22 protein-coding genes and 1 other RNA gene are annotated in these 24,321 nt (G+C 66.2%); 12 read left to right on the top strand and 11 right to left on the bottom strand.

What is annotated here, in order from left to right:
- Positions 1–172 precede the first annotated feature (172 nt).
- Positions 173–1,201: an ion transporter gene (locus tag ACJMKX_RS05220; protein WP_405222042.1), complete on the top strand. Its 1,029-nt coding sequence runs from the start codon at positions 173–175 to the stop codon at positions 1,199–1,201.
- 50 nt (positions 1,202–1,251) lie between these two features.
- Entirely contained in the window at positions 1,252–2,397 is a 1,146-nt protein-coding gene (locus ACJMKX_RS05215; RefSeq protein ID WP_405222039.1) for a D-2-hydroxyacid dehydrogenase, read from the top strand.
- Here the strand turns inward: ACJMKX_RS05215 and ACJMKX_RS05210 are convergent.
- Positions 2,391–2,888, bottom strand: coding sequence for a DUF2505 domain-containing protein (locus ACJMKX_RS05210; protein WP_405222036.1), 498 nt, complete (start codon positions 2,886–2,888; stop codon positions 2,391–2,393). The genes ACJMKX_RS05215 and ACJMKX_RS05210 overlap by 7 nt on opposite strands.
- On the bottom strand, positions 2,888–3,604 hold the full coding sequence (locus ACJMKX_RS05205; protein WP_405222033.1) for a Crp/Fnr family transcriptional regulator: 717 nt from the start codon (positions 3,602–3,604) through the stop codon (positions 2,888–2,890). The genes ACJMKX_RS05210 and ACJMKX_RS05205 overlap by 1 nt, the downstream gene beginning before the upstream one ends.
- Positions 3,605–3,976: 372 nt before the next feature.
- Between ACJMKX_RS05205 and ACJMKX_RS05200 the strand changes: the two genes are divergently transcribed.
- Both ACJMKX_RS05200 and ACJMKX_RS05195 read left to right on the top strand, forming a co-directional pair.
- On the top strand, positions 3,977–6,379 hold the full coding sequence (locus tag ACJMKX_RS05200; RefSeq protein ID WP_405222031.1) for an OmcA/MtrC family decaheme c-type cytochrome: 2,403 nt from the start codon (positions 3,977–3,979) through the stop codon (positions 6,377–6,379).
- A gap of 107 nt (positions 6,380–6,486) precedes the next feature.
- Positions 6,487–9,201, top strand: a complete 2,715-nt coding sequence (locus ACJMKX_RS05195; RefSeq protein WP_405222028.1) for a fused MFS/spermidine synthase — start codon at positions 6,487–6,489, stop codon at positions 9,199–9,201.
- Between the two features lie 46 nt (positions 9,202–9,247).
- Here the strand turns inward: ACJMKX_RS05195 and ACJMKX_RS05190 are convergent, their stop codons facing one another.
- The 3 genes from ACJMKX_RS05190 to ACJMKX_RS05180 are packed head-to-tail and all read right to left on the bottom strand — an operon-like array spanning position 9,248 to position 11,315.
- Positions 9,248–9,538 (bottom strand): hypothetical protein, encoded by a 291-nt coding sequence (locus ACJMKX_RS05190; RefSeq protein ID WP_405222025.1) that lies wholly within the window; start codon positions 9,536–9,538, stop codon positions 9,248–9,250.
- Positions 9,539–9,551: 13 nt separating this feature from the next.
- Positions 9,552–10,397, bottom strand: coding sequence for a sterol desaturase family protein (locus ACJMKX_RS05185; RefSeq protein WP_405222023.1), 846 nt, complete (start codon positions 10,395–10,397; stop codon positions 9,552–9,554).
- A gap of 27 nt (positions 10,398–10,424) precedes the next feature.
- Complete coding sequence (locus ACJMKX_RS05180) at positions 10,425–11,315, bottom strand: LysR family transcriptional regulator (RefSeq protein ID WP_405222020.1); 891 nt, start codon at positions 11,313–11,315, stop codon at positions 10,425–10,427.
- Positions 11,316–11,440: 125 nt separating this feature from the next.
- Between ACJMKX_RS05180 and ACJMKX_RS05175 the strand changes: the two genes are divergently transcribed.
- Together ACJMKX_RS05175 and ACJMKX_RS05170 are read left to right on the top strand one after the other, a co-directional pair.
- On the top strand, positions 11,441–12,448 hold the full coding sequence (locus ACJMKX_RS05175) for a sodium-dependent bicarbonate transport family permease (protein WP_405222017.1): 1,008 nt from the start codon (positions 11,441–11,443) through the stop codon (positions 12,446–12,448).
- A gap of 65 nt (positions 12,449–12,513) precedes the next feature.
- On the top strand, positions 12,514–12,831 hold the full coding sequence (locus ACJMKX_RS05170) for a P-II family nitrogen regulator (RefSeq protein ID WP_405222014.1): 318 nt from the start codon (positions 12,514–12,516) through the stop codon (positions 12,829–12,831).
- Positions 12,832–12,882: 51 nt separating this feature from the next.
- Here the strand turns inward: ACJMKX_RS05170 and ACJMKX_RS05165 are convergent, their stop codons facing one another.
- The 3 genes from ACJMKX_RS05165 to smpB form a co-directional block, all read right to left on the bottom strand.
- Entirely contained in the window at positions 12,883–13,920 is a 1,038-nt protein-coding gene (locus ACJMKX_RS05165; protein ID WP_405222011.1) for a TauD/TfdA dioxygenase family protein, read from the bottom strand.
- A 144-nt stretch (positions 13,921–14,064) separates the two neighbouring features.
- Positions 14,065–14,425: a transfer-messenger RNA gene (ssrA, locus tag ACJMKX_RS05160) on the bottom strand.
- Between the two features lie 60 nt (positions 14,426–14,485).
- Complete coding sequence (smpB, locus tag ACJMKX_RS05155; RefSeq protein WP_405223770.1) at positions 14,486–14,977, bottom strand: SsrA-binding protein SmpB; 492 nt, start codon at positions 14,975–14,977, stop codon at positions 14,486–14,488.
- A gap of 116 nt (positions 14,978–15,093) precedes the next feature.
- Here smpB and ACJMKX_RS05150 point away from each other — a divergent pair, with 116 nt between their 5' ends.
- Positions 15,094–16,479, top strand: coding sequence for a sodium-dependent transporter (locus tag ACJMKX_RS05150; RefSeq protein ID WP_405222008.1), 1,386 nt, complete (start codon positions 15,094–15,096; stop codon positions 16,477–16,479).
- Positions 16,460–16,819, top strand: coding sequence for an RnfH family protein (locus ACJMKX_RS05145; protein ID WP_405222005.1), 360 nt, complete (start codon positions 16,460–16,462; stop codon positions 16,817–16,819). The genes ACJMKX_RS05150 and ACJMKX_RS05145 overlap by 20 nt, the downstream gene beginning before the upstream one ends.
- On the opposite strand, the gene ACJMKX_RS05140 is transcribed toward ACJMKX_RS05145, so the two are convergent.
- Positions 16,816–17,187, bottom strand: a complete 372-nt coding sequence (locus ACJMKX_RS05140; RefSeq protein ID WP_405222002.1) for an outer membrane protein assembly factor BamE — start codon at positions 17,185–17,187, stop codon at positions 16,816–16,818. The genes ACJMKX_RS05145 and ACJMKX_RS05140 overlap by 4 nt on opposite strands.
- A 171-nt stretch (positions 17,188–17,358) precedes the next feature.
- Between ACJMKX_RS05140 and fur the strand changes: the two genes are divergently transcribed.
- Entirely contained in the window at positions 17,359–17,766 is a 408-nt protein-coding gene (gene fur / locus ACJMKX_RS05135; RefSeq protein ID WP_405223768.1) for a ferric iron uptake transcriptional regulator, read from the top strand.
- 19 nt (positions 17,767–17,785) lie between these two features.
- Here the strand turns inward: fur and recN are convergent, their stop codons facing one another.
- Both recN and ACJMKX_RS05125 read right to left on the bottom strand, forming a co-directional pair.
- The gene (gene recN / locus ACJMKX_RS05130) at positions 17,786–19,477 is read right to left on the bottom strand and encodes a DNA repair protein RecN (RefSeq protein WP_405221999.1); all 1,692 of its coding nucleotides are present in this window, start codon (positions 19,475–19,477) and stop codon (positions 17,786–17,788) included.
- Between the two features lie 8 nt (positions 19,478–19,485).
- Complete coding sequence (locus tag ACJMKX_RS05125; protein WP_405221996.1) at positions 19,486–20,379, bottom strand: NAD(+) kinase; 894 nt, start codon at positions 20,377–20,379, stop codon at positions 19,486–19,488.
- 198 nt (positions 20,380–20,577) lie between these two features.
- Here ACJMKX_RS05125 and hrcA point away from each other — a divergent pair, with 198 nt between their 5' ends.
- The 3 genes from hrcA (at position 20,578) to dnaK (ending at position 24,310) form a co-directional block, all read left to right on the top strand.
- Complete coding sequence (hrcA, locus tag ACJMKX_RS05120) at positions 20,578–21,636, top strand: heat-inducible transcriptional repressor HrcA (protein ID WP_405221993.1); 1,059 nt, start codon at positions 20,578–20,580, stop codon at positions 21,634–21,636.
- 74 nt (positions 21,637–21,710) lie between these two features.
- A complete protein-coding gene (grpE, locus tag ACJMKX_RS05115) occupies positions 21,711–22,295 on the top strand; it encodes a nucleotide exchange factor GrpE (RefSeq protein WP_405221990.1) in 585 nt (194 codons plus the stop codon).
- Positions 22,296–22,363: 68 nt separating this feature from the next.
- Positions 22,364–24,310 carry a molecular chaperone DnaK gene (gene dnaK, locus ACJMKX_RS05110; protein WP_405221987.1) on the top strand — a complete coding sequence of 649 codons (1,947 nt, stop codon included), beginning with the start codon at positions 22,364–22,366 and terminating at the stop codon, positions 24,308–24,310.
- The last annotated feature ends 11 nt before the right edge of the window (positions 24,311–24,321 follow it).

Here is a 24,321-nt window from a genome sequence, read left to right as displayed (position 1 = left end):
AGGCTTTCTCGACTGAAATCTGGCCATGACCGAGGCTGCTGCGAAGAATCTGCGGCCAGCACCCCAACGTGCCTGCTCGAGCGCTGAGTCTTACCGGTCGCCTCAAGTTTCACCGACCCCGGCCGCTAACCTCTTCAGAGCCACGCCGCAGAGGCGACAGGGGCGCGCGCCCATGAAGACCATCCGCCTGCAGGAGCGACACGTCGACCGGCCGGCCGGCAGCACGGCGGTCGGCGGGAGCGGCGAGGCCGGCCTGCGCGGGACGATCTACGACCTGCTGGAGGGTGAGCGGTCCGGCAGCCGGCTCGGCCGCTTCGTGAACCGGGTGCTGGTCGCGCTGATCCTGGCGAATGTCGCGGCCGTGATCCTGGAGTCCCAGCTGTCGGTGCAGCGGGTGACGCCCGAGTTCTTCCACGGCTTCGAGATCGCCTCCGTGGTGATCTTCACACTGGAATACCTGGCCCGCCTGTGGGCCGCGCCGGCGGACCCGCGCTACCAGGCCTCGCCGCCGTGGCGGGCGCGCCTGCGCTACGCCACCTCGCCGCTGGCGGTGATCGACCTGCTGGCCATCGCGCCGTTCTACCTGGCGCTGCTGATCCCCATCGACCTGCGCTACCTGCGTGCTTTCCGGCTGCTGCGCCTGTTGAAGTTATCTCGTTATTTCGACGGGTTACAGATTTTTCTTAAAGTAATAAGGGTGGAAATCGGAGCGATTTCCGCCGCGCTGCTCACCATGTTCGTGCTGGTCATCATCTCGGCCTGCCTGATGTTCTCGCTGGAGAGCCAGGCCCAGCCCCAGGTATTCCGCAGCGTCGTCGATGCCATCTGGTGGTCGGTCGTCACGCTGACCACGGTCGGCTACGGAGACGTCACGCCGGTGACGGCGGGCGGCAAGATTCTGGCCATGGTCATCATGCTGATGGGCGTGGCGACCTTCGCCCTGCCGGCGGGCATCCTCGCGGCCCGATTCTCCGCGGAGCTGCAGGAACGACGCGAGAAGCTCCGCTTCGAGGTGGCCGAGGCGCTGAGCGACGGCATGCTGGACGCGGGCGAGCAGGCGGAGCTCGCCCGGCTGCGCGCGGAACTCGGACTCTCCGAGGACACCCTGACGCGGCTGGTGGAGCTGCAGGGGAGGGCGGCGCACGGCTTCCGTTATTGCCCGCAGTGTGGGGAGCATCTGGAGGGCCCGCGTCCGCGCTGAGGGTCGGGTTGGGGTATGCTTCGATCCGGGAGTCATTACCGGAAGCAAGCATGAAGCTGAGCGAGATCTATCGACGGCAGGCGGTGATCGTCTGCTGCGCCGTGGCCCTCGTCATGGCGGCACCGTTGGGCCAGGCCCGGCCTGCCGCCGCCGATGCCGACACCAGGGAGCTGATCAGCGAACTCGGGCTGAGCGAGGGCGAGACGCCGGTACGCGAGCATCCCCGCTGGCAGTCTGGCGGCCCCATCTTGGTGGCGGTCGACGGTCCGCAGCGGCTGGCGTGGCTGCAGGCCGTTGCGGGGGAGGCCGAGCTGGTCGCCGTGCAGTCGCGTGCCGAGGCCGAGGCGGTGCTGCCGGGCGCCGTCGCGCTACTCGGCATCTGCAGCGCCGAGCTGATCGAGGCGGGCGAGTCGCTGCACTGGGTGCAGAGCTACAGCGCCGGGGTGGACCGCTGCGTGGACACACCCGCGCTCGCCGAGCGGGACATGATCCTCACGAACGCACAGCGCCTGTACGGACCGGCCATCGCCGAGCATGTGATGGGCATGATGTTCATGCTGGCCCGCGGCCTGGACGTCTATCATCTGCGTCAGGCCGACGGACGATGGGAGCGGGGGCTCGAAGACTACGCCGACAGCACCTGGGAGCTGGCCGACCGGACGCTGCTGGTGGTCGGACTCGGCGGCATCGGCACCGAGATCGCGCGGCGCGCGCATGCCCTCGGTATGAAGGTTATCGCGACCCGGGCCAGCTCCCGGCAGGGCCCGCCGTTCGTCAGCTACGTGGGCCTTGCCCACGAGCTCCACACCCTGGCCGGCCGCGCCGACATCATTGTCAACGCCACGCCGCTGGTGCCGGCGACCGAGGATCTGTTCGACGCGGAGTTCTTCGCTGCGGCGAAGCCGGGATCGTATTTCATTAATATCGGTCGCGGCGGCAGCGTGGTCACGGAGGACCTCCTGGCGGCCCTGGAGTCGGGGCGTATCGCCGGCGCCGGGCTGGATGTGACCGACCCGGAGCCCCTGCCGGAGGGGCATCCGCTGTGGCGCATGCCGCGGGTAGTCATCACGCCTCACATCTCCGCGCGCACCGAGGGTTCGTCCGAGCGGCGCTGGCTGCTGGTGCGCGAAAACCTGCGCCGCTACGTGGCGGGCGAGCCCCTGCTCTCCGTGGTGGATATCGACAAAGGTTACTGAGTGGAGTCGGTGAGCCGCTCGGCCGCGCAGGCCAGCTCGGCCTCGACGGTGGCCGTGATCTGACGGCGCAGCACCTTCTCGATGCGACCGGCGATGAGCGGTATCGGCACGTGGAACCGGTGCTCCACCTTGTATACCGAGCCGGAGCCGTCGGCCTCGAGGGTGAAGCGTCCTTCGATCTCGATGGGAGCCCTGGCGCTGCGCACCGTGTAGCGGCCCTGGTAGCGGTTGTTGCGCCCGTCCGCGACAGTCTGCCAGATCTCGTGGACGGTGAGCGTCTGCTGTTCGCCCACCAGCTTCGTGAGGAAGCCGGGCAGATCCTGGCGCGCAACCCGGGTGGTGTGCAGCGTGACGGAGTCCCGGTCCTCGTCGGCGTGGCATTCGGCGCTCAGTTCACCGATGGCGAGGCAGCGGTCGACGATAAAATCCGGGTCGGTCATCAACGCGGCTACAGTGTCCACGTCGGCGTCGAAGCGGCGGCTGACGGCCATCAGGCGAACTTGGGCTCCCGCTCGTCGACGACTTCCCCGTCGGCGAGCTCACGGAGCGCCTCCAGGTCCAGCACCTCGATGCGGCCCCGGGGCGCGAGCAGGACCTCGCGGCGCTTCAGGTCCGCCATGAGGCGGCAGACGGTCTCCTCGCTCAGGCCGAGCAGGTTGGCGATCTCCAGGCGGGTGATCGGCAGGCGGAAGCGCCCGTCACGGGGCCAGGGCTCCGGCGCCATCATCAGGATGAAAGCTGCCAGCTTCGAACTGGCGCACTTCTGGCCCATGGCCTGTATCAGAGCACGGCTCTGCACCAGCTGGGCGTTAAGCGCATCGATCAGCCGCATGGCGATGTCCGGCCGCTCCGTGACACGGGAGAGCAGGGCCTCGTGGCTGATGCGGCAGGCCTGCACCGGGGTGGCCGCCGTCGCCGAATAGGCATAGCGCTCCTGCTGCAGAGTCTGCAGTCCCACCACCAGGTTGCCGCGCCGGCCGATGCCCACGATCTGCTCGCGCCCGTCCGGGCTGTGATGGCAGATCTTCACGACGCCGTGGGAGATGGAATAGAGATTACCGCCCGGTTCTCCCTGCAGGAACAGCATCTCCCCCTTCTGATAGCTGGAGCACTGGACGAGCCCCGAGACCACGCAGGGCAGGTCGGCGAGGCCATCCTTCTCTTCGTCCAGACTGCGGAAAAGACACAGGCAGTTTTCACATGGCATCGGCGGTCGCTCCCCTCCTTCTTCTAAAGCACTTGATACGCGTCGGCAGGCCCCGCGTCGATACCGGGATATCCAGTGCGATTGTCGGTATTCCCGTATTTGAAACTGCCAATTGTCATTGTTTGGCCCTACAGAATGTGCTTACGATTGCAACGCCTCTATGCGTGCGCTCGCCGCTTTGCCCGAGCCCCTCTTCGAAGAAAAGGGAAATACGTACTATCCACAAGCGGTCAGAGCGGCTGAACTGACAATTGTCAGTGTTTCTTGACACGCGCAAACCTACTCTTTCACCTGACGCCGGTTAATCGGTGAGGCCTTGGTAAAGGTCGTTGCTGGTAAATCGGGCATTTAGAAGAAGCAGAGGGTTGCGCCATGAACCGTTTCCACAAGATGTTTAAAGGAAGCTGGGCATTGCTCCTCGCGTCGTTCCTGCTGTTAGGTCTGGCAGGTTGCGAAGGCGACGACGGTGCACAGGGACCCGCAGGGCCTCCGGGCCAGGACGGGCAGGACGGAGCCGCCGGGCCTCCGGGACCGGAAGGACCTCCGGGGCCTCCGGGACCAGGACCGATCTCCATCGGTGATGGCGAGGCTCTGACGGCCGAGGAGATCGAGATCCTCGGTCAGCTAGAGGCCACTATCAATAGTGTGACTATCGCGAGTCCGCCGGTGGTTGAATTCACCGTGGTGGATCAGAACGGCGATCCCGCGCTCGGTTTGGCCGAGGGCGTGGTCAACTTCACGTTCGCCAAGCTCGTGCCGGCCGATCCCGACGTAAACGGCGGTATCGCCTACTGGCAGAGCTATGTGAACCGTATTGAGACGGCCGGTCCGGAGCGGTTCAACCCGAATCCGCCGGACTTTCTGGATTCGGCGGTACAGGCGACGACCGATACGCAGGGTACGCTGGAAGAGCTGGGTGACGGCAACTACCGCTACACGTTCGCAACGGACGTCACCGCAGTGACCGATCCCATCGAAGTGGCCTGGGAACCGAGCCTGACCCACCGCGTGGGCCTCGAGATTCGTCTCGGCGGTCCGGGCGAGGTGCCGCTGGCTCCGGATAACCCGGTCTACGACTTCGTGCCCGATGGCGGCGTCGGCTCCGGCAGCAAGGACATTGCCGCCACGGCCAACTGCGCCGACTGCCACTTCTCGTTCGCCCTGCACGGCGGACCGCGGAAGACGGTGGAATACTGCGTGACGTGCCACAATCCCGGCACGATCGACCAGGATACGGGCGAGTCTCTCGACATGGCCTACATGACCCACTCCATCCACGTGGGTGAGGGCCGTGTGGACGTCGCCGGCGATCCGCTGCCTTACGTGATCTACGGTTACGGCGGCTCCGTGCACGACTATGGTGAAGTGACTCATCCGCAGTCGCTGACCTACTGCACGACCTGCCACGTGGAATCCGAGGCTGCGCCGGATGGCAACGCCTGGAACCTGGGTGCGTCGACGCAGTCCTGCGGCAGCTGCCACTCCGACGGTCTCGTTGTCAGCAATTACGACGAGGTCACCGGTATTGCCGAGTACCAGTTCGATCACGCCAATTCAGAAGTGCCGGTCCTCGGGCCGCAGAATAATAACCAGTGCGCTAACTGCCACCTGGAGGGCGGCGTTAACTTCGCTGGTCCGGCTGATGTGATCCACACGAGGATCGACGGCGATCAGCAGTTCCGCCAGATCACCGGTGAGAACTTCGTGTTCGAGATTCTGGATGCCACGAATGTGGGTCCGGGCGAGACGCCTGTGATCACGTTTAAGGTAAGCGATGCCGCAGGCAATCCCTACGATATCGTCAACGATCCGGAGTTTACGGACGGAGCCGCATCGCTGAACCTGTATGTCTCCTGGCCGGGAATCGAGACCTATAACGGTACCGAGGCCGGTGCAAGTGACGTCGGTGTGCGGGACCGGGGTACGGGCGCCGAGCCGTACGCGGTGGCTCATCCGCACCGGATGTATCTCGCGGCCCTGCAGCGTGACGCGGTGCAGAACACCGATGGCAGCTACACGGTGACGTACTTCACGTCTCTGCCGGCGGACTTCACGGGCAACGCCTACATCGCCATGGGCGGTCATCCGGCCGCGGTGGACGTAGAGGATGCCAACGGCGACCTCACGACCCAGCGGGCGGCACCGGATAGCATCGTTTTCTATCCGGAAGGCACCATGGCGCGTGAGTTCGCTGCGGATTCCGCGAAGTGCAACGCCTGCCACGAGCAGCTGCAGTTCCACGGGTCGAACCGCAACGGCAACGCCGAGATGTGCGTGGTCTGCCACAACGCCGACCTGGCGGTCGTGGAGGACTTCGATTTCGGTGAGGGCGACGTGCCGGTGGATGAAGGCTACGGTCTGGGTTACATGATTCACTCGATCCATGTGGCCAGCCCGAGCTACATCGACGGTCTGTACGCGGATATCACCTACCCGCAGAGCATCGCGAACTGCGACGCCTGCCACGTGGAAGGCGCCTACAACGTCGCGCGGGCTGAAGCTCGCTCCGTCAGCGTCAGCGTCGGCGGCGGCGATCTCACGGTCTGGACGGATGACGCGGCCACTACGCCGACATCTGCGTCCTGCGGTACCTGCCATGCTTCGGCTGCGGCATTGGGTCACTTCGCGACCAACAACGGTGAAGTCGGTGTACCGAAGGGTGACATCCTGAAGTTCAACGGCCTGCCGAACGGTCAGGAAGCCTGTGCCGTCTGCCATGGTGCCGGTGCCTCGTTCGATACCGCGCTTTACCACAATCCCGGTATCGCCGATTAATTAACGACCAATAATAAAAACCAGAACTGGGCGCCCGCTTCGGCGGGCGCTTTTTTGTCCAGCGGAAACGCGCCGCGTCGCCTCGCCCGATACCTGCGGGAAGCGGCGTGGGTTTCCGGTACCATCCCGCCATGATCGAGAGGAAGTCACCCCGCGCATCGCTCACGCTGGTGCTGGCGCTGTTCTTCGGCTCCGGCGCGCTGGCCCTGGTCTATCAGGTCGTCTGGGCCCGGATGATGACCCATGTCTTCGGCTCCACGGCGGTGGCCGTGGGCACCGTGCTGGCCGCCTTCATGGCGGGCATGGCACTTGGCAGCTGGTACCTGGGGAAGTTTGCCGACCGCACCGGGAACAGGCTGAAACTCTACGCCGTTCTCGAGGTCGGCATCGCGGCGGCCGCGTTGCTGTCGCACTGGGCGCTGTCCCACATGGAGATCGTCTATCCGGCCTTGCACGGGCTCGTCGGCGGGTCATCCGTACTTCTTGCCCCCGTCCGTTTCCTCGCCGCCTTTCTGTTGGTCATGGTGCCGACCATCCTGATGGGCGCGACGCTGCCGGTGCTGAGCCGCTACCTGGTCAGCGGCCGTGAACTGGTGGGCGTGCGCCTCAGCACGCTCTACTCGGTCAACACCTTCGGCGCCGTGGCCGGCGCGGCGACCACCGGGTTCTTCCTGATCGGCAGTTACGGTATCCACGCCCCGATCGTGGGCGCGGCCGTCGGCAACGCCCTGATCGGGCTCATCGCCTGGGTGGCTGCAGGCCGGGGCGCCGGTGGCGAGGAGGCGGGTGAAGCGCCGCCTGCCGAAGACGTTCTCGGTCCGGAGGAGCCGTCCGAGGTGCCCGGCCCTGCGGTCATGCGCTTCGTACTGATCGGGCTCGCTATCTCGGGCTTCACCTCCTTCGCCTACGAGATCTACTGGACCCGCTCCCTGGTCTTCGTCCTCGGCAACTCCACCTATGCGCTGAGTACGATGCTCTGCGCCTTCCTGACCGGCATTGCGCTGGGCGGTTACCTGGTGCGGTTCGTGATCCGCTACGTGCGCGATCGCGTCGAGGCCTTCGGCTGGCTGCAGCTCTCGCTGGGACTGGTGTCGGCGCTGGCGCTGCCGCTGCTGTTCGCGGTGAACGACCCCGCCTCGCTGGGCCGCTATCTCCAGGGCATCGCGGGGGAGGCGACGACACTGGTGCTGGCGAGCTTCGGCATCGCCTTCCTGGTCATGCTGGTGCCGGCGGCGCTGATCGGCGCCACGTTCCCGCTGGTCGGACACCTCGCCGTGCGGCGCATCAGCGAGACCGGCGGCTCGGTGGGCAAGGTGTATGCAGTGAACACGCTCGGCAACGTGGTCGGCGCGCTCGTGCCCGGTCTGTTCCTGCTCGACTGGCTCGGAATTCAAAAGGGGATCCTGTTCATGGCCGTGCTGAATGTCCTGCTCGGGCTGCTGGTCCTCGCGGTGCGGCTGTTGCGCCCCGCCGGCAGCCCGGTCTGGTGGGGCGCGCTGCCGATGATGCTGATCGCGAGCGCCGTCGTCATGATGCAGACGCCGCTGGATTTCCGCTTCCCCTCCCGCGGCGAGCAACCGGATCACCGCACGCTGTTCTATCGGGAAGGCCCGCTCGCCACCACCAAGGTGTACGCGGATCCCGACAGCGGCGAGAAGTACATGAGCGTGGACGGCATCGTGATTGGCGGGACCGGCGATACCCATTTCAAGCAGGTGCTGCTCGCCCACCTGCCGCGGCTGCTGAAGGACGGGCTGCACACCGAGCTCTCGGTGGGTCTCGGGTCCGGGATCCTGGTAGGGGAGAGCGCCCGTCACGAGGATCTGAGAGCCATCACGGCGGTGGAGATCGAGCCCGGCGTGATAGAGGGCGCCGGCTACTTCCGCGAGGAGCACGGTGGCATCCTGGGCGACACGCGCCTCGAGGTCGTCAACGACGACATCAACAGTTTCCTGCATACCAGCGAGCGGCGGTTCGACGTCATCACCGCGGACGAAAAGACCGCCGACGAGTACGCCTCCAACGGCTTTTCCTACTCGCTGGACTACTACCGCCTGCTGCTCGAGCATCTCGCGCCGGGCGGGCTGGTGGTGCAGTGGGTCCCGGGCACGTTGCCGCCGCGCCAGTACCGCATGATCCTGAAGACCTTCGGCCGCGGCTTCCCCCACGTGCAGGTCTGGAGCTTTCTGCCCGCGCACCGGCTCGGGCCGTTCAACACCCTGCTGGTCGGCTCGGCGGAGCCGGTGCCGGTCGAGCTCGGCGCCATCCGGCGCAGATTAGACGAGGACAGGGCAGCGCTGGCGAGCCTCGAGCCCTATGGCATCACTTCGGCCGAGTCGCTGGTGGCGCACTTCGTCGCTGCGGATTCGGTGATCCGCGAGGCGGTCGCGGAAGCGGAGCTGAACACCCTCGCGCATCCCCGCTACGAGTTCTATCACCCCTGGGAATACGCCGAGGGCCGGCTGGACAAGGCCATCGCCAATCAGGCCTTCCTGCTGGAGCTGAAGCGCCGCGCCCACTCGGATTACTTCCGCGAGCTGGCGGCGGACGCGGAGAATCCGGCGCGGCTGGAGCGCACTTTCGCGGCCGAGTTCCGCTTCCTGGAGGCGTTCCAGCGGTTCCTCGGCCGGATACCGCTCGCGGAGACCTATCGGCTGTTCGACGGCGCACTGGCGATCGCGCCCTGGCACGACAGCCTGCGGGCGAGAATCTACGCCCAGTACCGGTATTTCGCGGCCATGCAGCGGGATCCTGTGCGCCGGGACCGGCTCTCGCGCCGCGCCGAAGCCCTCTACCAGACGCCGGCGACTCTGCCCGATTAAAGGCGCCCGGACCAGGGACCCGGCACCGCGCGCTCGCTCGCCGGCGCTAGTCCGCGGAGAGCCCGTGCTGCTTGCTGGGCGCGACCTTCTCGGCGTCGACATCGCCGGTGAGTTCGGCGAGAACGAGCAGGGTGCGGCGCAGCAGGTCGTTCTCCGGCCCGGGCATGTTCTCCTCGGTGGCCACCGACAACTCGGCCGCGTCGTACTCCCAGCAGCGGAGTATGCGAATCTTCTCTTCCGGGCTCAGGTCATCCCGCGCGGCCAGCGCCTCCGGCCCTTCGAACACGGATCCCGGGTCGGCGCAGGCCTTCTTCAGCCACGCTTCTCTGTCGCTCATGTCGGATTACCTCTCATTGTCTGCGCGCGCCGCCAGCGCCACCGAGACCGCCGCCGGCGTCGCCCCGCCAGGGCTGCAGCAGCATACGGTCCAGCCGCAGGTCGGCGGGGTCGCGGAATTGCCCTATGCCGATGGTCATGCCGTCGTGGCCGTCCCTCGGCTGGTCCCGGTAGGTGCCGAGCAGCCGGTCCCACCAGGGCAGGTTGAAGCCGAAATTGCTGTTGGTCTCGTCCCGGTGTATCGAGTGATGAACGCGGTGCATGTCCGGCGTGACCACGAGCCAGCGCAGCACCCGGTCGATGCCCAGCGGGATCGCGAGGTTACTGTGATTGAACATCGAAGTGGCGTTCAGCAGGACCTCGAATGCCAGCACCGCGCCCGCCGGCGCGCCAAGCGCCGCGATCACCGCCATCTTCCAGACCATCGAGATGAGGATCTCCAGCGGATGGAAGCGCAGCCCGGTGGTGACGTCGAAATCCAGGTCCGCGTGATGCATGCGGTGCAGACGCCAAAGGGCGGGGAGTGCATGGAACATCACGTGCTGGAGATAGACCGCGAGGTCGAGCAGCAGGATCGAGACCGGCCAGGCGACCCACCACGGCGCCGACAAGGCATTCAGCAGACCCCAGCCCCGCTCCGCGGCGACCAGCGCGACGCCGATGGCGAGCAGCGGGAACGCAAGGCGAAGCACGGCAGTGTTCACGAGGACGATGCCCAGGTTGGAGAACCAGCGGGTGCGGCGGGGCAGCTGGCGCCGGCGCCGGGGAGCGAGACTCTCCGCGGCGGCCAGCAGGAGGAGGACGCACAGGAAGAATCCGCCCCGGATGAGGGCTTCGTTGTCGGCCAGCAGCGGTTCCATGCGCAGATCGTCCGGGCTGTTGCGAAATCAGAAGCCGTCCAGCACGGCCTTCAATGCCGCAGAGCGGAAGTGACGCCGGGCCGTGATGGCATAGAAGTTCTCGTGGATATCGGGCACCTCGCAGTACTTGCTGAGGATGCCATGCTCCAGTTCGTCCTGCACGACCACCTCCGGCACCATGGCCACGCTGCCGGAATCGCGGGCGAGCAGCCGGAGCATGGCCATGTCGTCCACCTCGGCCGATATTTTCGGCGCGAGTCCCAGCTCTTCGCACAGCAGGTCGAACTGACTGCGAATCTCGCTGCTGTGGCCGGGCAGCAGCAGCGCGGTGCCGGCGAGATCGTCGGGGAAGCGCAAGCGGCGCCGGCGCGGGCGGGGCGGACCCACCAGGCATACGGTCTGCCGGGCGATGCGCCGGCAGCTGAGCGGCAGCTGGTCGTCGGCGGTCACCGGCCGGTTCGAGAGGATCAGGTCGAGCTTGTGTACCCGCAGCCGCCCGATGAGTTCCTCCAGGCTCGCGGACTCGATCAGGAGATGCAGATTCTCGTCGCCGATGACCGGTCGCAGCAGGTTCTGCTGGAAGTTCCGTGACAGGGTGGCGACGGCGCCCACCCGCAGCTCCGGCATCTCCTGGCCGTCGCCGCCCCGCACCGTCTCCAGAAGCTCGGCGCCCAGGTTGAAGATGCTTTCGGCGTAACCGAGCACCAGGCTGCCCGTCTCCGTTAGGCGCAGCGTGCGTCCGTCGCGCAGGAACAGCTCGTGGCCCAGCTCTTCCTCGAGCTGACGTATCTGCGAGGAGATGGCCGACTGTGAGACGTGCAGCCGTTCGGCCGCGCGGGTCAGGTGCTCCTCCTTCGCGACCACCCAGAAGTAGTGCAGGTGGCGGAAGTTCAGCCGTCTGAGAGTCTCTGTTCTCATAAAAAGAACGGAATAGAACAATAAATCTATTTTACGGAAGAGCCCGCGATACGCAACATCCGTCTCCAATCCATTGACTGTCCGATTGACTGACCGAAAGCCTGAACGATTGGCCGGAGAAACCCATGGACCTCGCTATCGACTTCTTCAGCCGCCTGCTGGCCCAGTTCCAGTCGCCGGCGCTCGCCTTCCTGATCGGCGGCATGGTGCTGGCCGCGGCCGGCAGTAAGCTGCAGATACCGGATGCCATCTACAAATTCTGCGTCTACATGCTGCTCATGCGCATCGGCCTGGAGGGCGGAATGGAGATCCGGGAGGCCGAACTCGGTGAAATGCTGCTGCCGGCGGCTATCGCCGTCATTGTTGGCTGCGCCATCGTCATCGTCGGGCGTTACACGCTCGCGGCGCTGCCCGGCGTGCGGACCGAGGACGGGATCGCCACGGCCGGACTGTTCGGTGCGGTGAGCGCGTCCACGCTGGCGGCTGCCATGGTGATGCTGGAGGAGCAGGACATCTTCTATGAGGCGTGGGTACCGGCGCTGTATCCGTTCATGGACATCCCGGCCCTGATCGTCGCCATCGTTCTGGCGAACGTCTATCTGGCGAAGCGGAAGGGCGGTGCGCGGGAGGAGGTCCGTATCGGTTCCATCATCGCAGACAGCCTGCGGGGCTCCGCGCTCTCGGCTCTGCTGCTGGGTCTGCTGCTCGGTCTGCTGACGCGCCCGGAGCTGGTCTACGAGGGCTTCTACGACCCGCTGTTCCGGGGCCTGCTGTCGATCCTGATGCTGACCATGGGTATGGAGGCCTGGACCCGCCTGAACGAGCTGCGCAGCGTGGCGCACTGGTACGCCGTGTATGGCGCCGTCGCGCCACTGGCCCACGGCCTCATCGCCTTCGGCCTGGGCTACGTGGCGCACCTGCTGACCGGCTTCAGCCCGGGCGGCGTGATCCTGCTCGCGGTCATCGCGGGGTCTAGCTCCGACATCTCCGGGCCGCCCACGCTGCGCGCGGCGATCCCGTCGGCGAACCCTTCCTCGTACATCGGATCCTCGACCAGCGTCGGCACCCCGGTGGCCATCGCCGTCGGCATCCCGCTGTACATCGCACTCGCCGAGGCGGTATTTGGGCTGTGAGCGGGCGCGGAAAGAGGCATGCCAAGCGATAATGACCGCGCAGCCGCGCGGGGAGGTAAAGAGCAATGACTCACTACAAGGCAACGAAGGTCGTCATCATCACCGAGAAGCTCATCCTGGAGAAGGTGGCTCGGCTGATCGAGTCGACAGGAGCGAAGGGCTACACGGTGGTGGCGGCCGGCGGCAAGGGCAGCCGTGGCGTGCGCCCTGCCAACCGGGCGGCCGTTGTGGACGAGTTCAGCAACGTGAAGATCGAGGTTATTACCGGCGATCGGGAGGCGGCGAACCGCATCGCCGACGAGGTGGCCGAGCACTTCTTCGACAACTACTCGGGCATCACCTACCTGGAGGAGGTGGAGATCCTGCGGCCGCACAAGTTCTGAGGGCACCCGGCCGCACGCCGATGGGCGAGCCAGCGTACCCTGCCGTCGGCTTCAGTTTTGCATCGGGATGCTCTCGTCCCACCGGAAACCGATCCCGCCCGCCTGCCAGACGCCTGCGCCGAAGGGGCTCGGCCCCGCGATGTTGATACGGATCGGCAGTCCGTAGCGAGGCGCCAAATCGCTGACGCCGCGAACGGTACTGCGATGCATGATGCGCAGACCCTGTTCCTCGGCAGGCAAGTGGGCCTGAGGTGAAGCGCGATGCGCTACCGCCAGGTTGTCGATGAAGATGCAGTCGTTCTCCTCGTACTCGTAGGCGATGGCGTAGCCGTCTTCGAAGCCTGCATCCAGGACGTCTTTGTATTCATGGCAAAGCCGCTTCAGTTCTTCCGAGCTGAGCAGTCGAAAGCCATCGTCATGCCGAAGTTTCTCGATCACCGCGCCGGTCATGCCCAGGTGGAGCCAGAGACTTTTCTGTCCGGAGATCGGGTGTTCATGCACTGCCGGATGGACGACTCCCGACGCGGAGTTGACAGAGGACAGACGGCTCCAGAATTCCTGCCGCTCCTCCTGGAGAGCGTCATAGGCCGCCCCCTGGTGAGCGAAGTAGGTCCCTCCGCCTTTCTCCGCCGGGCGGACAATGTGGTAGCCCGCGTGGGAGAAGGTGTCCGGGTTGAAGCTGCCGTCGTTGTGCCACTGGGGACCCACCCCCGGGATGCCGTGACGACGATCATTCGACAGGCGGAAAATATGTCGGTTGCTATCCGGCGTCGCCGGATGAACTCCGTGCGTGCTGTGGAGTTCCGCCCCGCCCCACCAGCAGCTGGCGCGAAGAAAATCGTCGACAGCCAGTGGCTGAGTGGATTTGAAGACGAGGAACCCGCGGCTGGCCATTTCCTTTTCGAGGGCCTCGATCACGTCGGGGGATGGCGGGCGCTCGGATGACAAATCGATACCGAACACCGCGGCTCCAATCGGATCGAGCGGGTGGATTCTTCCTCCGGCATTTTCGATCGTCTCGACTCGTAGTGGATCGAGGGGTGAAATCCGTGATGATGGTGTTCTTGCTGCGAGTTTGCTCTGGCTCATAGGCCGAAGCGTAACGCAATCAGACTGAAGACGCAGTCATGCGGCCTCGCTGGATCCAGTGCGAGGATCGATGAATTCAGACGCAAAAAAGCCCGCATTGGCGCGGGCTTCAGAGCATCCATGAAGGATGGATGGATCGTTGTTTGGTGGAGGCGGCGGGAATCGAACCCGCGTCCGCAAGCCCTCTGCCCTGAGGTCTACATGCTTATTCCACCTTTGATCTCACTACGGGCAACCCGGTGGAAAGGGCAAACCCGCAGCCAGCCCGGAATTGGGGTTTAACGGTCGGAGCCCGGACGACTCCTCGCGCGATCCTGTGTGGATGACTCCCGGGACCGGACGCACAGGCACGTGCCGGGCGGAAGGCTTCGAGCCGGTTTTTAAGCGGCTAAAGCGTAGTTGTCGTCGTTGGCAACTATAAGGTTTGCAGATGGTTTAACGAGGTACTCTGCACCTCGGCATGCACCCAGGGGTTCGCGACCCACGTCGAAGCCATGTCGCCCCCAAGTTTTCTCTATGATAACGGATGTGGGGTGGAAGTTCCGTGATTCAATGCCGGCTTGAGTTATTGCCCGGCCGACTTGAGAATGCGGCTTTTCTGCCGCTGCCAGTCGCGTTCCTTCACGGTGGCCCGCTTGTCGTGCTTCTTCTTGCCCTTGGCCACGCCCACCGTGAGCTTGGCCCGCCCCCGTGACCAGTGCAGGTCCAGCGGCACCAGCGTATAGCCCTGCCGCTCCACGGCACCCACCAGCCGGTCGATCTCGTTTCGGTGCAGCAGCAGTTTGCGCGTACGGGTGGGGTCGGCCTTGACGTGGGTGGAGGCCGACAGCAGCGGGTGGAAGTGGGAGCCGAACAGCCAGGCTTCGCCGTCGCGCAGCTGGACGTAGGCCTCCGTCACCTGCGCCTTGCCGGCCCTGAGGCTCTTCACCTCCCAGCCCTCCAGCGCGAGTCCCGCCTCCAGCGTCTCCTCGATGAAGAAGTCGTGGCGTGCCTTCTTGTTTACCGCAATGGTGCGCGAAGGCTTGTCGCTGCCTTTGTTTTTCTGCTTGCCGGCCATGGCCGAAGTGTAACGGATTCGGCCCGTGCCGGGCGGCAGGGCGGCGGGCCTTCTGTTGTCACTCTCCCGGGATTCGGCCACAATTCCGCCCTTCAGCCGGTGGGTGGGGAGTCCTGATGAGCGAAGAAGCTGCAGTCGATGCGCCGCGCAAGTCCCTGCACGGGCACTGGTCGTCGCGCATGGCGTTCGTGCTGGCTGTCACCGGCTCGGCCGTGGGTCTCGGCAACGTCTGGAAGTTCCCCTATGTCGCCGGCGAGAACGGCGGCGGTGCCTTCGTGCTGGTCTACCTGATCTGCGTCTTCGTCGTCGGGCTGCCCATCATGATGTCCGAGATTCTGATCGGCCGCCGCGGGCGTCGAAACCCGGCCGCCACGATGGCGCTGCTGGGCGAGGAGGAGGGCAGCACCAGCCGGTGGCGGCTGGTGGGCGTGGCCGGTGTGGTCGGCGGCATGCTGATCCTCTCTTATTACAGTGTCATCGCAGGCTGGTCGCTCTCGTACGTCGGCCACAGCGTCAGCGGGTCATTCTCCGGCCAGGATGCCGTCGGCATCACCGCGTTGTTCGGCGACATGGTAGGCAGCTGGTGGACCGTTGCCGGCTGGCACACGTTTTTCATGGTACTGACGGTCTTCGTCGTCGCAAGAGGTGTGGAGGGCGGCCTCGAGCGCGCCGTGCGATTCATGGTGCCCGCCTTGCTTCTGCTGATGTTCGTGCTGCTGGGCTATTCGATGACCACGGGTCATTTCCAGCAGGGACTGGCGTTTCTGTTCACGCCGGACTTCTCTGCCCTGACGCCCAATTCGGTGCTGGCGGCGATGGGGCAGGCGTTCTTCAGCCTGAGCGTCGGCATGGGTGCGGTGATGGCCTATGGTGCCTACCTGCCGGAAGACACCTCCATCATGAAGGCCTCGTTCACGGTGGTGTCGGCAGATACGTTCATTGCCATGCTGGCCGGGCTGGCCATATTTCCGATCGTCTTCGCGAATGGTCTCAGCCCCGGTTCCGGACCGGGTCTGGTGTTCGAGACGCTGCCGCTCGCCTTCGGCAACATGAGCGGCGGCGTGGTGTTCGCCACCATCTTCTTCCTGCTGCTCTCCTTCGCGGCCTGGACATCGGCCATCGGGCTCATGGAACCGGCGACGGCCTGGCTGGTGGAGAGCTTCCGGATGACCCGGGTGGCCGCGGCGAGCGTGATCGGCATCGTGATCTGGGCGCTGGGGTTCGGCACGGTGCTCTCTTTCAACGCGCTCTCCGACGTCACGTTCCTGGCCGGCACATTGTTCGATAATCTCGACTTTCTCACCAGCAACATCATGCTGCCTCTCGGCGGTCTTCTCATCACCGTGTTCGCCGGCTGGGTCATGTGCGCCAACTCCACCTCGGAGGAGCTGGGCGGTGCCGACGGGCTGTACCGGGTGTGGCGCTTCCTCGCTCGCTGGGTTGCCCCGGTGGCGGTGATACTGGTGTTCCTGAACGCGATCGGTGTGCTCTCCTTTACCTGACGACGCGACGCCCGACGTCGAGCTGGACGTCGAAGTGGTCTGTGCCCTGCCGGATCGGCAGTGGTGCGTGCCGATTCGTCTGCCGACCGGCGCGACCGTGGCGGATGCCCTGGCCGAGGCGGCTTCCCACTTCGCGAAGGAGGCGGGCGTGCCGGATCTCGCGCGCTGCGCGGTCGGGGTATGGGGCGGGGTGGCGGACCGGGACCGGCCGCTGCGCGACGGCGACCGGGTCGAGGTCTACCGCCCGCTCACCGTCGATCCGCGGGAGGCGCGGCGCCGTGCGGCGGAAGCCGGCCGGACGCTCGGTCGGGCCGGGCGCGATCCGGGGGAGGGCGACTAGCCGCTCTGGTCGGGCTCCGGCAGTCCCCGGGGTTCCATGGTCTCGTCTTCGACAGCCTGGTGGCGCTCGATCCGGGAGACGAGATCCCCCTCGAAGTAGACCGTGAGCATGTGCGACATGATCGGGTCGCGGCGGCCCAGCGCGAGGTAGTAGACGTAGTCCCACCGCTCGGCGTGGAACGGGTCGTTGACCATGGGCGTGCCCAGCAGGAAGCGCACCTGCTTGCGGGTCATGCCCACTTCCAGCTGCTCGATCTGGTCCTCGTCGAGGAGATTGCCCTGCTGGACATTGATGCGGTAGACGCAGCCTCCCAACAGCAGCGCGGCCAGGGCCGCGAGCGTGATGCCGCGAAATGCGCGCCCCGGCATCCGTCCTCGTGACGCGCCCCTACTCGTCTCTCTGATTGCGCCTCGTTCAGTCATTCCCGGAAGCCTCGGTCGCGCTAGTGGAGCGCGGCTGCTATCTGAGCCATAATTGCGTGCCGATCATACATGAACGCACCCGATTACGGCAGGGCGAGCGCCAGGGAATCGAAGACGATGATGCAGAAGAAGGAACTGAGAAACGCGGGACTCAAGGTCACGCTGCCACGCCTGAAAATCCTCGAGATCCTGGAGGCCAACAGCCAGGCACATCTGAGCGCGGAAGACATCTACCGGGAGCTCCTTGGTTCCGGCGAGGACATCGGCCTGGCCACCGTGTACCGGGTGCTCACCCAGTTCGAGGGGGCGGGGCTCGTCACGCGGCACAATTTCGAGGGCGGGCATTCGGTGTTCGAGCTGGACGACGGCGAGCATCACGACCACATGGTCTGTATCGAGACGGGCGACGTGATCGAGTTCGTCGACGAGGAGATCGAGCGCCTGCAGCACGAGATCGCCGCCAAGCACGGCTACGAGATCGCGGACCACAGCCTGGTCCTCTACGTGCGGCCGAAGAAAAAGTAAGACTCCGGCGCCGGACTGATCAGGCGGTCCGTTCCCGGCCGCCCGCGGCCTCCTCCAGCATCTCGGCGGCATGCTCGCGGGTGCGCTCCGTGATCTCCACACCGCCCAGCATCCGCGCAATTTCCTCTACCCGCTCTTTGTCGCCCAGCGGCGTGATGCCCGTGCGCGTGCTCTTGCCGTCGGTCACCTTCGCCACCCGCAGATGCCGGTGAGCCTGACTCGCCACCTGCGGCAGGTGGGTCACGCACAGCACCTGCCGCTGGTCGCCGAGCTGGCGCAGCCGGCGGCCGACGATCTCGGCCACACCGCCGCCGATGCCGCTGTCCACCTCGTCGAACACCATGCTCGGTATGGTGCTGGCGCCGGCGGCGACCACCTGGATGGCCAGGCTGATGCGGGAGAGTTCGCCGCCTGAGGCGACTCTGGCGAGACTCATGGGCTCCTGGCCCGGATTGGCGCTGACCAGGAACTCGATGCGGTCTGCGCCGTGCTCCCGGGGCTCGGCATCGGCCGGCGTCTCCACGGCCACGACGAAGCGCCCGCCGGACATGCTGAGCGTTTGCATGGCGGCCGTGACCTGTTCGGAAAAATCCTTCGCCGTGCGCCTGCGTGCCGCCGTGAGTTCGGCCGCGAGGCCGTCGTATTTCTCCCGGCCAGTGGCGGCGTCGCGCTCCAGGGACTCGAGCCGCACGTCGGCCTCCTCCAGCTCGGTGAGTTCCGCCTGCAGCCGCTCGAGCTGGGCCGGCAGCTCGCCGGCCTCGATGCGGTGTTTGCGAGCCACGTCGCGGATGGCGCCGAGACGGGTCTCCACCTCGTCGTGGCGGCCGGGATCGGATTCGAGCGAGCCGGTGTAGCGGCGGATCTCCTCGGCCGCCTCGCTGATGGCGGCCTCGGCCTCGACAGCCAGGCGCGCCGCGCCCTCCAGCGCCGGATCCAGTTCGGCGAGTTCCTCCAGGCGGCGCACGGACTCGGCCACCAGGGACTGGGCGCTGACCTCGTCATTCTCGTACAGCGCGCCGAGCGCCGTGGCCGAGCCCTCGGCGAGCCGGCTCATGTTGGCGAGTCGGCGGCGCTCGGTCTCCAGCTCGGCCAGCTCCTCGGGACCCAGGGCCAGCGCTTCCAGCTCGTCCACCTGGAAACGGAGAAACTCCAGCCGACTGTCGCGCTCGCTGCGGCGGGTCCGCAGGTCTTCCAGTTCGTCGGCCAGGCGCTGCCAGCGCTGCCAGGCGTCGCCGAGTTCCTCCCGCAGGCCCTGGTGGCCGCCGTGGTGGTCCACCAGGTCGCGCTGGGCCTCCCGGCGGGCCAGGGACTGGTGCTCGTGCTGCCCGTGGATGTCCACCAGGTGCTCGCCGAGCGCGCGCAGATTCTGCACCGGCACGGCGTTGCCGTTGATGTAGGCGCGGGAGCGGCCGTCGGCGCCGATCACACGGCGCAGCAGGCATTCGCCGTCCAGATCGAGGCTCTGCTCTTCCAGCCAGGCCTCCACCGTGGCCATGCCCTCGATCTCGAACTCGGCGCTGATCTCGGCCCGCTTCGCGCCCTGGCGCACCACCTCGGCGCTGCCTCGGTCGCCCAGGATCAGGCCGAGTGCATCGATGAGGATGGATTTGCCCGCACCGGTCTCGCCGGTCAGCGCGGTCATGCCTTCGCCCAGATCGAGCTCGATCTCGTCGATGATGGCGAAATTCCGGATGTGGATGCGTTTCAGCATGCCTGCCCTCAGGCCCGGATCGTGCGGCGCACCCGGCTGTCCCGGCCCCAGTTGAGCTTCGAGCGCAGGATCTCGTAGTAGTCGTGGCCGGGCGGATGGATCAGGGTGATGCGGTCGTCGGCGGCACGGACGAGCAGACGGTCGCCGTCCTCGAGCGGGCCCAGCGGGTAGCCGTCGCAAGTGATCTCGCCCCGGGTCTCCGGCCGCTCGAACAGCCGGATCTGCACCTCGGAGGCGGCGGGGATCACGATGGGCCGGTCGCTGAGCGTGTGCGGGCAGACCGGCACGAGCACCATGGCGTCGAGATCCGGCTGGACGATGGGCCCGCCGCAGGACAGGGCATAGGCGGTGGAGCCCGTCGGCGTTGCCACGATCAGGCCGTCGCCGGAATGGGTGTTGACGTAGCGGTTGTCCACCCAGGTCTCGTAATCGACCATGCGGCCGGTCTCCCGCCGGGCCAGCACGACGTCGTTCAGCGCCATGTCGGTGAGGCAGGTGCCGTCGGGGCGCTGCAGCTCGGCGGCCAGCAGCAGGCGCGTCTCGCGACTGTAGTCGCCCTCCAGCACCGCCTCCACGCTGGAGAGCATCGCCTCCGGCGTCACGTCGGTGAGGAAGCCGAGACGGCCCCGGTTCACGCCCAGCAGCGGCACCGAATGGCCAACGGCGAGACGGGTGGCGTACAGCATGGTGCCGTCCCCGCCCACTGCGATCACCAGATCGGCGGACGGCGCCAATTTGTCTTCCGGGATCCTGCGGCCGGCGATCTCCAGGTCCACGTTGGCGGCCACCAGCACGTCGACCCCTCTGTCGCTGAGGAACTCGGCGATGGCGGTCATGGGCTCGGCGACACGGGGATCGGAGTGGCGGCCGAAGACGGCGACGGTCTCGAATGTGTTGGTCATGTGGCGGATGTCGTCGCTGTCGTGCCTGTAGGGGTTGCAAGGACGCTCGGCGCTCGCAGTGCGTCGAGCTTACGCGAATTGAGGCGCCCGGCCGACCCCGGCGATGTCTTCTTGACGGGGTCACGGGCCGTTGCTAGCGTTTGTTAGCACACTGGCGGGTTGAGTGCCAGCGGGCGAAAACCGAGGATGTAGTCCGTTATGCCAGCCGAAGTCGACAAATCGGCCCCGAACGAGCGAGCCCGGCACCTCCTGAGGGTGCTGATAGAGCGGTATGTCCGCGACGGACAGCCCGTGGGTTCGCGCACCCTGTCGCGGGACTCGGGGCTGGACCTCAGCCCGGCCACCATCCGCAACGTGATGTCGGATCTGGAGGAGATGGGCTTCGTCTCGGCGCCGCACACCTCGGCCGGCCGCGTGCCGACGGCGCTGGGCTACCGCTTCTTCGTGGATACGCTGCTGAAGCTGCGCCCGCTGAAGGCGTCCGAGGTAGTCCGGCTGCGCCAGGAGCTGGAGACGCTGCGCGACGACCCGGATTCGCTGATCTCCTCCACTTCGAGCCTCCTGTCCCACATCACGCGCATGGCCGGCGTGGTGTCCGTGCCCCGCACGGAGCGGGTGACGCTCCGCCAGATCGAGTTCCTGCCGCTTTCCGACAACCGGGTGCTGGCCATCCTGGTGGTCAACGAGCGGGAGGTTCAGAACCGCATCCTGCATACCTCCCGGACCTATACGGACTCGGAGCTGCGCCGGGCCGCGAACTTTCTGAACGACCGCTACGCCGGCAGCGACCTGGAGACCATCCGCCGGCAGCTGGTCGACGAGCTGGAACAGACCCGGGATTCCATGAACCAGACCATGCTGGACATGGTGGCCATGGCCCATCACGCCTTCGAGGGCGCGGGCGAGCACCGCAGCGACTACGTGCTGGCCGGCGAGACCAATCTCATGGACTTCGCCGAGCTCTCGGATCTGGAGAAGCTGCGCCGGCTCTTCGAGGCCTTCAACGAGCGCCGCTTCATGCTCGATCTCCTCGATCGCAGCATCCGGGCGGAGGGCGTGCAGATATTCATCGGCGAGGAGTCCGGCTACGGCATACTCGACGACTGCAGCGTCGTCGCGGCCCCCTACGTGGTGGACGAGGAGGTCATCGGCGTGCTGGGCGTCATCGGCCCGTCCCGCATGGCCTACGACCGGGTCATCCCCATCGTCGATATCACGGCGAAGTTGCTGGGATCGACCTTGAATTCCCGCACCTAGGCCTCACACAGGACTCTAGAAGATTCAGCCGTCGCCCCGCGGCGGCGTCGGTATTTGCAGCGGAGTAGTGGTTTATGAGTAACGATCCGGAACGCAGCGACGACCCGGTGCGGGACGACGAGCCCGGAGAACCGGCGGACGAGTTCGCCGAGACCCAGGTGCTGGAAGGCGAGGGCCGTGCCGGCGACGACGAAGACCCGCTGGAGGCGGAACGCCGCCGGGCGGACGAGAACTGGGAGAAATATCTGCGTGCGGTGGCCGAGCTGGAGAACTTCCGCAAGCGCGCCGCGCGGGACCTGGACAACACCCGCAAGTACGCCATCGAACGCTTCGCCGGCGAGTTGCTCGGCGTGGCAGACAGTCTGGAGATGGGCATCGCCGCCGGCGAGGCGGCCGACGCCGCCAGCCTGCTGGAAGGCAAGCAGGCCACGCTGAAGCAGCTGCGCAAGGTGCTCGGTGACTTCGGCGTCGAGGAGATCGATCCCCGGGGCGAGCGCTTCGACCCGGAATACCACGAGGCCATGACCATGCAGCCCTCCGCCGAGGCGGAGCCGGGCAGCGTCCTCACGGTGATCCAGAAGGGATACCGCATCAACGGGCGGCTGCTGCGCCCGGCCCGGGTCATCGTGGCCGCGGAACCGCGGAGCGGCGAGGCTTGAAAGGCCGCGGCGCGGGCCCCATCTAGACGACAACACAGTTTTTGACACCACGTTATGGGGAGATTCTCATGGGTAAGGTAATCGGCATCGACCTCGGCACGACGAACTCGTGCGTCGCCGTCATGGAAGGCGACAAGGCGAAGGTCATCGAGAACAGCGAGGGCGACCGGACCACTCCGTCCATCGTCGCCTTCACCAAGGACGACGAGGTGCTGGTCGGTCAGTCGGCCAAGCGCCAGGCCGTCACCAATCCGGCCAACACCCTGTTCGCCGTCAAGCGCCTCATCGGCCGCCGCTTCAAGGACGACGTCGTACAGCGCGACATCGACATGGTCTCCTACGACATCGTCGAGGCGGACAACGGCGACGCCTGGGTGAAGGCGGGTGACAAGAAGATGGCGCCGCCGGAGGTCTCCGCGCGGGTGCTGATGAAGATGAAGAAGACGGCCGAGGACTATCTCGGTGAAGAGGTGACCGAGGCGGTTATCACCGTCCCGGCGTACTTCAACGACTCCCAGCGCCAGGCCACCAAGGACGCCGGCAAGATCGCCGGCCTGCAGGTGCGTCGCATCATCAACGAGCCGACCGCGGCCGCGCTGGCCTACGGCATGGACAAGAAGCGCGGCGACCGCAAGATCGCCGTCTACGACCTGGGCGGCGGCACCTTCGACATCTCCATCATCGAGATCGCAGAGGTGGACGGCGAGCACCAGTTCGAGGTGCTGGCCACCAACGGCGATACCTTCCTGGGCGGCGAGGACTTCGACCTGCGCATCATCGAGTATCTCGCCTCCCAGTTCGAGAAGGAGAGCGGCGTCGACATCCGCAAGGATCCGCTTGCGATGCAGCGCCTGAAGGAGGCCGGCGAGAAGGCCAAGATCGAGCTGTCCGCGGGGCAGCAGACGGAGGTGAATCTGCCTTACATCACGGCGGATGCCAGCGGTCCGAAGCACCTCAACATCAAGCTGACCCGGGCCAAGCTCGAGTCGCTGGTGGAGGAGCTGATCGGTCGCACGATCGGACCCTGCAAGACGGCGTTGGCTGATGCGGGCCTGAAGGTCTCCGAGATCGACGACGTCATCCTGGTGGGCGGTCAGACCCGCATGCCCAAGGTGCAGGAGGAGGTGAAGAACTTCTTCGGCAAGGAGCCGCGCAAGGACGTGAACCCTGACGAGGCCGTCGCACTCGGTGCAGCCATCCAGGGCGGTGTGCTCTCCGGCGACGTCAAGGACGTGCTGCTGCTCGACGTGACCCCGCTGTCGCTCGGTATCGAGACCCTCGGCGGCGTCATGACGAAGCTGATCGAGAAGAACACGACCATTCCGGCGAATGCCCAGCAGACGTTCTCCACGGCGGACGACAACCAGACCGCGGTGACTATCCACGTGCTGCAGGGCGAGCGCGAGCGGGCGGACGACAACAAGTCGCTCGGCCGCTTCGACCTGGCGGACATCCCGCCGGCGCCGCGCGGCATGCCGCAGATCGAGGTCACCTTCGACATCGATGCGAACGGTATCCTCAACGTTTCGGCCAAGGACAAGGCCACCGGCAAGAGCCAGAATATCGTCATCAAGGCTTCCAGCGGCCTCTCGGACGAGGAGATCGACCGCATGGTCGAGGAAGCCGAGGCTCACGCCGAGGAAGACAAGAAGTTCCGCGAGCTCGTCGACGTGCGCAACCAGGCCGACGCTCTGATCCACGGCGCCGAGAAGGCGCTGGAGGACCTGGGTGAGAAGGCCAGCGGTGAGGAGCGCCACAACGTGGAGTCCGCCATCAGCGATCTGAAGAAGGCGCTGGAGGGCGACGACAAGGAGGCCATCGAGGCGCGCTCCAAGGCACTGGCCGAGGCCTCTGCAGCGGTCGCCCAGCGTGCCTACGAGCAGGCCGAGGGCGGCGAGGAGGCCGGCGCCGAGGGCCAGGGCGCTCAGGGCGGCGAGTCGGCCGGCTCCGACGACGTGGTCGATGCCGAGTTCGAGGAAGTGGACGACGACGACAAGAACAAGAAGTCGGCCTGACCGGCAGCTGA

The sequence above is a fragment of the Lentisalinibacter sediminis genome (assembly GCF_040706615.1).
GTDB classification, from domain to species: Bacteria; Pseudomonadota; Gammaproteobacteria; order Steroidobacterales; family Woeseiaceae; genus Lentisalinibacter; species Lentisalinibacter sediminis.
This window is presented reverse-complemented; position numbering and strand designations above follow the sequence as displayed.

Coding starts and splice junctions, on each gene's coding strand:
- dnaK (WP_405221987.1), top strand. CDS start 22,364: ATGGGTAAGGTAATCGGCATCGACCTCGGCACGACGAACTCGTGCGTC.
- fur (WP_405223768.1), top strand. CDS start 17,359: ATGATGCAGAAGAAGGAACTGAGAAACGCGGGACTCAAGGTCACGCTG.
- ACJMKX_RS05185 (WP_405222023.1), bottom strand. CDS start 10,397: ATGGAACCGCTGCTGGCCGACAACGAAGCCCTCATCCGGGGCGGATTC.
- ACJMKX_RS05220 (WP_405222042.1), top strand. CDS start 173: ATGAAGACCATCCGCCTGCAGGAGCGACACGTCGACCGGCCGGCCGGC.
- ACJMKX_RS05205 (WP_405222033.1), bottom strand. CDS start 3,604: ATGCCATGTGAAAACTGCCTGTGTCTTTTCCGCAGTCTGGACGAAGAG.
- ACJMKX_RS05210 (WP_405222036.1), bottom strand. CDS start 2,888: ATGGCCGTCAGCCGCCGCTTCGACGCCGACGTGGACACTGTAGCCGCG.
- ACJMKX_RS05190 (WP_405222025.1), bottom strand. CDS start 9,538: ATGAGCGACAGAGAAGCGTGGCTGAAGAAGGCCTGCGCCGACCCGGGA.
- ACJMKX_RS05165 (WP_405222011.1), bottom strand. CDS start 13,920: ATGAGCCAGAGCAAACTCGCAGCAAGAACACCATCATCACGGATTTCA.
- ACJMKX_RS05140 (WP_405222002.1), bottom strand. CDS start 17,187: ATGCCGGGGCGCGCATTTCGCGGCATCACGCTCGCGGCCCTGGCCGCG.
- ACJMKX_RS05170 (WP_405222014.1), top strand. CDS start 12,514: ATGACTCACTACAAGGCAACGAAGGTCGTCATCATCACCGAGAAGCTC.
- ACJMKX_RS05175 (WP_405222017.1), top strand. CDS start 11,441: ATGGACCTCGCTATCGACTTCTTCAGCCGCCTGCTGGCCCAGTTCCAG.
- hrcA (WP_405221993.1), top strand. CDS start 20,578: ATGCCAGCCGAAGTCGACAAATCGGCCCCGAACGAGCGAGCCCGGCAC.
- recN (WP_405221999.1), bottom strand. CDS start 19,477: ATGCTGAAACGCATCCACATCCGGAATTTCGCCATCATCGACGAGATC.
- smpB (WP_405223770.1), bottom strand. CDS start 14,977: ATGGCCGGCAAGCAGAAAAACAAAGGCAGCGACAAGCCTTCGCGCACC.
- ACJMKX_RS05150 (WP_405222008.1), top strand. CDS start 15,094: ATGAGCGAAGAAGCTGCAGTCGATGCGCCGCGCAAGTCCCTGCACGGG.
- ACJMKX_RS05200 (WP_405222031.1), top strand. CDS start 3,977: ATGAACCGTTTCCACAAGATGTTTAAAGGAAGCTGGGCATTGCTCCTC.
- grpE (WP_405221990.1), top strand. CDS start 21,711: ATGAGTAACGATCCGGAACGCAGCGACGACCCGGTGCGGGACGACGAG.
- ACJMKX_RS05215 (WP_405222039.1), top strand. CDS start 1,252: ATGAAGCTGAGCGAGATCTATCGACGGCAGGCGGTGATCGTCTGCTGC.
- ACJMKX_RS05125 (WP_405221996.1), bottom strand. CDS start 20,379: ATGACCAACACATTCGAGACCGTCGCCGTCTTCGGCCGCCACTCCGAT.
- ACJMKX_RS05180 (WP_405222020.1), bottom strand. CDS start 11,315: ATGAGAACAGAGACTCTCAGACGGCTGAACTTCCGCCACCTGCACTAC.